We start from the raw sequence: 9,087 nt of genomic DNA on the forward strand, positions 1-9,087 counted from the left end.
CGCCATCACCCGCCATCACCCTGCGCACCACCAAGGGGGTGCCGACCTACGACGGTAAAGACCAGGTGGTCGGCCCCAGCGGCGATGTGTGGATGCCGGAGCGGTATGACGACGGCAAGGTCATTTCCAGAGAGGTCAAGGAGTACAACGGTACAGCGTTCGATGAACCCTACCTTGTCGTGCGCCATTGGCCCAGGGTCGAAGGCGGGTTCGACCTGATCGAGCACTGGTCCACCACCAAAGACCCCGCAGGGTTCTGGCTGATCCATGGCGCCGATGGCAGCTTGCATATCTATGGGAAAACCAGCGACTCGCGCCGGGTCGACCCGAATGAGCCAACGCATGTCGGTGTCTGGATGATCGAGGAAAGCCTCGACACCCGGGGCGAACATATCGTCTACGAGTACAAGGCGGAAGAGGACGACCCGGCACCGCCGCAGTTGCGCGACTACCGCGCTCAGCGCTACCTCAAGCGCGTGTGCTATGGCAATGAAAAGGCTAATCCCCATCTGTATGCCTGGGTCACCGACAGCTGGAAAGCCCAGCACTGGCACTTTCACCTGGTGTTCGATTATGGCGAACGCAGCACCGATCTCGAACAGGTGCCGACCTTCGACGAACAGCAGCCATGGCCTGAGCGTAGCGACCCATTCTGGAACTTCGCCTACGGCTTCGGGCTGGGCACCCGGCGCCTGTGCCGACAGGTGTTGATGTTCCATCACTTCGTCAAGGAGCTGGGGGACAAACCGGTGCTGGTCCAGCGCCTGTTACTGGAACACCGGCAAAGCCCGTTGGGCTACAACCACCTGACGGCCGCTCACGTCCAGGCCTATGACAGCCTGGGTCAGGTAGAGAGCCGCCCACCGATGGAGTTCAGCTACAACGATTTCGAACTCGATTCGCGCCACCCGGATTGGATGCAGTTCCCGGACATGCCCGGGCTTAACGACGGGCAGCGTTACCAACTGGTGGACCTGTATGGCGAAGGCATGCCGGGGGTGTTGTGTCGCTATGACGATGCCTGGTATTACCGCGAACCGTTGCGCGCTGAAACCGGGAGGGATGGTGTGCGCTATGGCGACTGGCAACTGCTGCGGTACATGCCGCACGCCGACAGCGGCAACCCGATCCGTCAGACCCTCACGGACCTGACCGGTAACGGCAAGCTGGATTGGGTGGTAGCCAAGTCTGGGATGTGCGGTTTCTTCACCCTCGGTCCGGACCGAAACTGGTCGAATTTCGTGCCTTTCGAGGCCTTCCCCATTGAATTTTTCCACCCTATGTCGCAAATGGCCGACCTGGTGGGCGATGGCCTGAGCGACATGGCGCTGATCGGCACCCGCAGCGTGCGCCTCTACGCGAACCGTCGCGAGGCAGGGTTCGCCGACGGCATCGATGTGCAACACAACGAAGATGATCTGCCACTGCTGAGCAACACCCCGACCGAACTGGTGGCCTTCGCCGATGTGCTCGGCAGTGGGCAAGCGCACCTGGTGCGCATCCGTCACAACGAGGTCAAGTGCTGGCCGAACCTGGGTCATGGGCGCTTCGGCAAGGGCTTTGTGTTGTGTGCCTTGCCGTTCGATTACGCCACGTTCAATGCCTCGCAGGTGCTGCTGGCCGATCTCGACGGCTCGGGGGCGGCCGACCTGATCTACCTGGAGGCTGAGCACTTTCTGGTGTTCATGAACCACGCCGGTAACGGTTATCAACGGGACCCGGATGAAACACTGCCCTGGCCAGACGGGGTGCGTTACGACTCACTCTGCCAGGTCAGCACCGCCGACCTGCAGGGGCTGGGTTGCTCCAGCCTGGTCCTGACCGTGCCGCACATGGAGCCACGGCATTGGCGCTACGATTTCGTCAAGGCCAAGCCCTACCTGGTTAACGGGACCTGCAACAATATGGGCGCCAGCAGCCGCGTGACCTACCGCAGCTCGGCCCAGGAATGGCTGGATGAGAAGCAGGATCAGCACAAGGCCGGGGTGGAAAATCCCGAATCTCAGCTGCCGCTTACCATCTACCTGGTGAGCCAGCAAATCCAGATCGATGACATCACCGGTAATCGGCTGACCCAGGGCTTCAAGTACCGAGGCGGTTATTACGACCGCTTCGAACGAGAATTCCGCGGCTTTCGCCTGCTGGAGCAGACCGACACCGAAGCCACTCAGGCTGAACGCGCAACTGCGGGCTTCAGTGCGCCTATCCGCAGCATGACCTGGTTCCACACGGGCAAGTCCATCGACGCGTCGAGGGAGGGTTATTACGTTCGCGATCTGCGGGCCGTTCCCCTCGAACCCACCCTGCTGCAGAACTACCACTTCAACGACCGCGCGGCGCAGCCACTCGGCCTGCCGGACGAAAACACTGCCCGAGAAATAGCCCGCTGCCTGAGCGGCAGGGTCGTGCGTTCGGAGGTTTACGCGGCGGACGACGACAGGGACAGCGCCGTGCCCTACGTCGTTCAGGAGAACCGCGCACTGGTGCGGGTATTACGCCCCAAAGGCGAGCATCAGCCTTACGCGGTACTCCAATCCATGGAGCTGGAATCGATCAGTTACCAGTATGAGCCGCACATCGCGGACGATCCGTTGTGCCAGCACACGATCAATCTGGAGTGGGACGAGTACGGTAGTCTCGTTCACGGCTTCACCGTGCATTACGCTCGTCGCAAAACTCCCGGCGACTCACCGCCCTTCACCGATGAACATGAAATACGCTACTGGACGGACGCCCATGACCCTGCTCAGCAATGCTGGTACCYGACACAGGTCAAGGCATTGCCCATCCACCATATGGGTAATGACCAGCCGAACCCTGAGGCCTGGCGCCTGGGCCTGCCTTATCAGCAGCGCAGCAATGCCCTGGTGCTGGAAAAATCAGAGCTGAGCGCCGAGGAGATCAACCATGAAAGCTTCCTTGATAAGAGCAAGGACGATGGCGACTGGGCGAAACAGTCGGTGCTGACCGGTTTGTCGTTGCAGCGCTACATGGACCCGCTCAGTGGTCAACCCCTGACGCCGGGCAAAGCGACCTTCGAAGGATTACCGGCCTATGCGGAAACGGCGGAACTTGATGAAGTCGCCCTGAGCGCTTACGACAAACTCAAGGATGAGCAGGGCAACATGCCCTTCAATTTGAAGGAAAAACTCGAATCGCCCGAGGTCGGTTACCACATCATGGAGCTGTTCTTGCCCGCGGTTAAAAAGGAATCGGTTCCGGACCCGGAGGACGCGAAAAGTTATTTGTGGTCCGTGCACCGGGGCTTCCCGACCTACCATGGGCTGGATGGTTTTTATAACGTCAAGGAGTACCGGGAGACGCAAAGCCACGGCATTACCCGGATGACCTACGACAACTACTGGTGTGTGATCACCGCCGTCACATTGCCGGACGGTTGTACCACCCGCAGCCTTGACATTGACTACCGCTCATTCCTGCCAGCGGCTATCGAGGATGCCAACCGCAATATCCAGGAGGCGCGTTACAGTGCATTCGGCGAGCCGATGGTGACCAGTTTCCACGGCACAGAACTGGGAAAAGCCGTAGGCTTCGATCCTCTGGAGACCTATGTGGCACCTTCAGACCGCGACCCTGCTATCGCCATTGCCGAGCCGAAAGACGCCATTGGCAATTTCGCCAGTGCCGGTTTCTGGGACACCTTCTGCTGGATGGGCCGCGTCTCCCGCGTATCGCCACGGTCCGCTGAATGGCTGGCCTGGGCCAGAGCCGAAGGTTTTATTCTGCCCAGCGGACATATCTGCGAAAGGGCTCGACAGCATCTTCAAGGCTTGGAAAGCCCTGATGCGAACGAGCAGATCCTGAAGAACGAGATCGATGCGGCACACCGTGAGCCGGTGTACGCCGCCACCCTGCGGGCCGATCGCTACCCCGGTGATAAAGAGATGCAAGTGAGGGTGAGTATCAAGTGCCTGGACGGTTTCGGTCGGCCGTTGCAAACCAAGGTGGAGGTCGAATCGGGCAAGTCGTGGCTGGTCGATGCAAAGGGCGAGTTGATCCTCAAGGGCGACGGCACACCGGAAGAAGCCGAGGTGTTGCGCCGTTGGCGGGTCAGCGAACCGGTCGAGTACAACAACAAGGGCGAGAAGGTGCGGATCTACCGACCGTATTTCGCCGACCAACCGCGCTACATCAATGATCAATCGATGCGCCAGCATGCCTATCACGATCAGCAGTTCTACGATGCGGCAGGCCGACCGACCGAGACCGTACTGGCGAAGAAAATGCTGCAAGGCACCCCGCCGCAATTTCAACCGTTGCGCCGGGAGATCTGGTACTGGATCTGGTGCAACGTGGTCTTTGATGAGAACGATCTGTTTGTAGCACCCTCTGAACAACCACGAACGAGCAGGACGCTTCATTGAACCCCGGTACTCATTCACATACCCCACAGCTATCGATCATCGACAGCCGTGGTTTGCTGGTGCGCCAGGTGGCGTACTGTCGGCGGGACGTCAGCGAGCTTGTCCCTGAGGCACGGGTTACGGTCCAGCAGCATGATGCCGTCGGGCGGTTGGTGACGCAGCGTGATCCACGGTTTCTGGCACCCACGGCCCGGCCAAACCTGACCACGATTTACAGTCTGTCTGGCGCGGCGTTGTTCAGCCGGTTGTTCGGAGGCTGACTATTCGGCTGTCGATCAGTGCCGTTGATCGACACTGTAATTTCTGACAGTAGCCAAACGCAGTGTTTCAGCATTAGCTGTTGTGAACCTCAAGGATGACCACAGGCCATGCCGGTTCAGGCGTTCACCGTACACAGCCACTCCCCGACGCTGACCGTTACCGGCTCGCGTGGTTTGACGCTGCGTTCAGTCGGCTACTGCCGCCGTACCCTCGCAGAACCTGCCGAAGTGCGCATCAACCACACCACTTATGACCCTGCCGGGCGAGCGATTGAGCAGCGGGATCCACGGTTGGTAAAGGACGCTTCGGCCCTTGCCAACCTGAGCACGGTTTATTCCCTGTCCGGCAAGGTGTTGAGCACAACCAGCGTCGACGCCGGGTGGCGCGTCAATCTGTCGGGCGAAGCGGATCAGTCCGTGCACAGCTGGGATGGCCGGGGCAGCCAGCGCTGGACGGAATACGATGACCAATTGCGCCCGCTGGCAGTGTTCGAGCAGGCCAAGGGTGAGCCATCGTTCTGCGCGGAACGTTACGGCTATGGCGGTGCTGATTTGGCATCCGTTGCACACAACCAGTGTGGGCAACTGATTCGTCACGATGATCCGGCGGGTCGGTTGTTGTTCGCGGAGTTTGGCTTGAGTGGCGGGCTGCTGGAGCAGACCCGGGATTTTCTGCGGGAGCTGAAGTCCCCTGACTGGCCTGAGCTTGTGGCAGATCGTGACAAGCTGCTGGAATCGGTGGCGGGTGCAACCACCCGCTCGCGCTTCAATGCGTTGGGCGAGACGCTCGAACAGACCGACGCCAAAGGCAACCGGCAGTTGTTCAGCCAGACCGTCGCCGGCCAGTTGCGCGAGGTGCGCCTGCAACTGGCGAAAGACAGTGCGCCAACCCCCCTGGTCAGCGCCATCCAGTACAACGCCCACGGCCAGACCGAGCGGGAAGCGGCGGGCAACGGGGTGATCACCGCGCTGGAATACGCGGCCGAGGATGGTCGTTTGACTCGGCTTCAGGCCGCACGCGGCAACACCACGCTGCAAGACCTGCGCTATGCCTATGACGCGGTGGGCAACGTACTGAGCATCGAAGACGCCGCCTTGCCGATTCGCTTTTTCGCCAACCAGCGCATCGAGCCGATCAGTTGGTATGACTACGACAGCTTTAATCAGTTGATCGCAGCCACCGGCTGGGAGGCGGGTGGTGCCAATCGAGGCCCGCACTTTTCGACTTTCGACGATCCCGCCCCGTGTGCCAATTACCGCCAGACCTATCGCTATGACGCGGGCAACAACCTGCTGAAACTGACTCACTTCGGCCCGCAAAGCCACGGCCACCGGCTGGTCGCGGCGGCGCACAGCAACCGTTGTTTGCCGGTGCGCGAGGGCGTGGAGCCAGGCGAGGAGGACTTTCGTAAGGGCTTCGACGCCAACGGCAATTTGCTCAACCTGCAACCGGGGCAGTCGTTGAGCTGGGACCTGCGCAACCAGTTGCGCGAAGTGCGGCCGGTAGCGCGCAATTCCAGAGCCGACGATAGCGAGCGCTACGTCTACGGCGCCGACGGCATGCGCGTGCGCAAAGTCCGTTCGACGCAAACCAATGCCCAAACGCTGATCGCTGAAGTGCGTTATCTGCCGAATCTGGAACTCCGTACCCACAGCGGCACCGGCGAAGTGCTGCAGGTAATCAGCGTCCAGGCCGGGCGCAGCAACGTGCGCGTGTTGCACTGGGAGTCGGCACCGCCCAAGGACACGGCCAACGATCAATACCGGTACAGCCTGAATGATCATCTGGGCTCCTGCACCCTGGAACTCGACAGTGCGGGGGAGGTGATCAGTCAGGAGCGTTATCACCCCTTTGGCACCCCCGCGTGGTTTGCCGGCCGGGGAGAGGTCGAGGCGAGTTATAAAACGGTGCGGTATTCGGGGAAAGAGCGGGATGCGACGGAGCTTTATTATTATGGGTTCAGGTATTACGTGGCGTGGTGGCAGCGGTGGTTGAATCCGGATCCGGCGGGTCAAGTTGATGGACTTAATATTTATAGGATGGTTGGAAATAATCCGCTGGGTTACACAGATGCAAATGGGTTGGGGTTAGAGCTATATGAGGCTAGTAATGATTTTGAGGTTGTCGAGGTTGGGGTGGGTTCTAGGGAAGAGCTTCTTAGGCGAAATAGAAAAGGGGTCGTGGCCAGCGATGAGGTGAGAGATACGTTAAAGAGTTACAAGAAAAAATATACAAGCTTAATGAGCTCGTCTGGCCATAAGTGGTATGAGTGGGGTGGTGACGCTGCGAAACAGAGAAGGAATTTTACGGCTGGAGAGTATGTTTCTCGGCAATTTGAAACGTGGTTTATTCGGGGTGAGCAAACGCGGCAGATGGAGGTGGATTTTGGTGGGGCGCCGAATAATAGACTGTTTGCGTTAATCAAAAAGGCTGATCGGATTAAAGATCCAGCTGATCGAAAACTATATGGGCTCACGCTGATATCTTTGAGTCGTGAAGGTGAGGATAATAATGATACTGATTTGACGGTAGACTTCACTATTGTTGATCCTGATTCGCAACTAGGTAGTACGCAATTGCATGATGCAGTGAACGAAGTGGGTACTCCGGAAAGCGAATTGAGGCTCCGTGGAGCAGGGACGTTCTTGACAATGAACGCTTTGAATCAGGTCAGTAAAACTGTAAACATGAAAACAATTAGAACAAACGCTATAAACCCTCGATCGGCAGCTATTGCCATGGGGTGGGGAGAAAGCTCGCCCTACTAAGCCGAACACCAATTCCTCTTCCAGCAAAAGCCCCTCACCCAACCCACTGCGGACAGGGCGCGCAGTGGGCTGGACAGGGGCTTCTTGTATTACCCATCAATCACTGCGCAATAGTCTTCACCGACACCCCTCTTTCAATAGGCGTAGACCGACCATAAATATCCTCAAACCGCTCGATATCGTCCTCCCCCAGATAACTCCCCGATTGCACTTCGATAATTTCCAACGGAATCTTCCCCGGGTTGCGCAGGCGATGAACCGAGGCGATCGGGATGTAGGTCGACTGGTTCTCACAGAGCAGGAACACGTTTTCGTCGCAGGTCACTTCGGCGGTGCCGCTGACCACGATCCAGTGTTCGGCGCGGTGGTGGTGCATCTGCAATGACAGGCAGGCGCCCGGTTTGACCGAGATGTGTTTGACCTGGAAGCGACCGCCCATGTCCACCGAGTCGTAGGAGCCCCACGGACGATAGACCTCGCAGTGGTTCTGGGTTTCGCTGCGGCCCTGTTCGTTGAGGGTGTTGACCATCTGCTTGACGCCTTGGACCTTGTCCTTGTGGACGATCATCATGGCGTCCTTGGTTTCGACCACCACGATGTTCTCAAGGCCAATCACCGACACCAGTTTGCCGTTGCCGTGGATCATGCAGTTGCGGCTGTCCTGGATCACCACGTCGCCTTTAGTGACGTTGCCGTTGGCGTCTTTTTCATGCACGTCCCACAGCGACGACCAGCAACCGACATCGCTCCAGCCAGCGGACAGCGGCACCACGCAGGCGCGTCGGGTTTTTTCCATGACCGCGTAGTCGATGGAATTGTCCGGGCAGCAGGCGAAGGTGGCTTCGTCGAAGGTGATGGTGTCGGCGTCCTGTTCGCTGCGTTCCAGGGTCAGCAGGCAGGTGTCGTAGATGTCCGGATCGTGCTTTTTCAGCTCTTCGAGGAAGCGGCTGGCGCGGAACAGGAACATGCCGCTGTTCCAGAAATAACCGCCGGCCTCGACGAACTCGGTGGCGCGTTTCACGTCAGGTTTTTCGACGAAGTGCGAGACCCGGCTGACGCCTTCGGGCAGCAACGCATCGTTGGCGGACTTGATGTAGCCGTATCCGGTTTCCGGTTTGGTTGCCGGTACGCCGAACAGCACCATTTCACCGCGTTCGGCAGCCACGGTGGCCAGGGCCAGGGCACGTTGCAGGGCTTTCTGGTCTTCCAGTACGTGGTCAGCCGGCAGCACCAGCATCAATTCGTCACGACCTTCATTGACCAGCATCATCGCGGTCATGGCCACCGCTGGCGCGGTGTTACGGCCAAAGGGTTCCATGAGGATGCGCTGGGCTTCCAGTTTACGGTTGCTCAGTTGCTCGTTGACGATAAAGCGGTGGTCCTTGTTGCAGACCACGATGGGGCTGTCCATGCCTTCGAACACCAGGCGTTCGAGGGTTTGCTGGAACAGCGTTTGTTCCCCCGTCAGGGCGAGAAATTGCTTGGGGAACTGCTTGCGCGAAAGCGGCCAAAGACGTGAGCCGCTACCACCTGACAAGATCACTGGAATCATGGTGTTACTCCTTCAAAATCGTAATGGGTTAGAGCGACGAAGTTCTGTCGTTTCACTCTTGTTCTTATTCCGTGTCGGGCCGGCATACACAGTCCCCGTAGCAGCTGGCGTAGCCTGCGTT

The 9,087-nt window shown here is 58.9% G+C and carries 4 protein-coding genes; 3 read left to right on the forward strand and 1 reads right to left on the reverse strand.

Annotated elements, in window-relative coordinates:
• The 3 genes from AC1DH9_RS18060 to AC1DH9_RS18070 form a co-directional block, all read left to right on the forward strand.
• Nucleotides 1–4,385 (forward strand): SpvB/TcaC N-terminal domain-containing protein (locus tag AC1DH9_RS18060; RefSeq protein WP_477808526.1); only part of this gene is annotated, 4,385 nt, incomplete at its 5' end.
• Complete coding sequence (locus tag AC1DH9_RS18065) at nt 4,382–4,645, forward strand: hypothetical protein (RefSeq protein WP_427544226.1); 264 nt, start codon at nt 4,382–4,384, stop codon at nt 4,643–4,645. The genes AC1DH9_RS18060 and AC1DH9_RS18065, both read left to right, overlap by 4 nt.
• Nucleotides 4,646–4,753: 108 nt before the next feature.
• Entirely contained in the window at nt 4,754–7,414 is a 2,661-nt protein-coding gene (locus AC1DH9_RS18070) for an RHS repeat domain-containing protein (RefSeq protein WP_477808527.1), read from the forward strand.
• 100 nt (nt 7,415–7,514) lie between these two features.
• Here the strand turns inward: AC1DH9_RS18070 and AC1DH9_RS18075 are convergent, their stop codons facing one another.
• Entirely contained in the window at nt 7,515–8,966 is a 1,452-nt protein-coding gene (locus AC1DH9_RS18075) for a mannose-1-phosphate guanylyltransferase/mannose-6-phosphate isomerase (protein WP_427545233.1), read from the reverse strand.
• Nucleotides 8,967–9,087: the final 121 nt, after the last annotated feature.

This window comes from Pseudomonas sp. 05T35, from assembly GCF_056396605.1.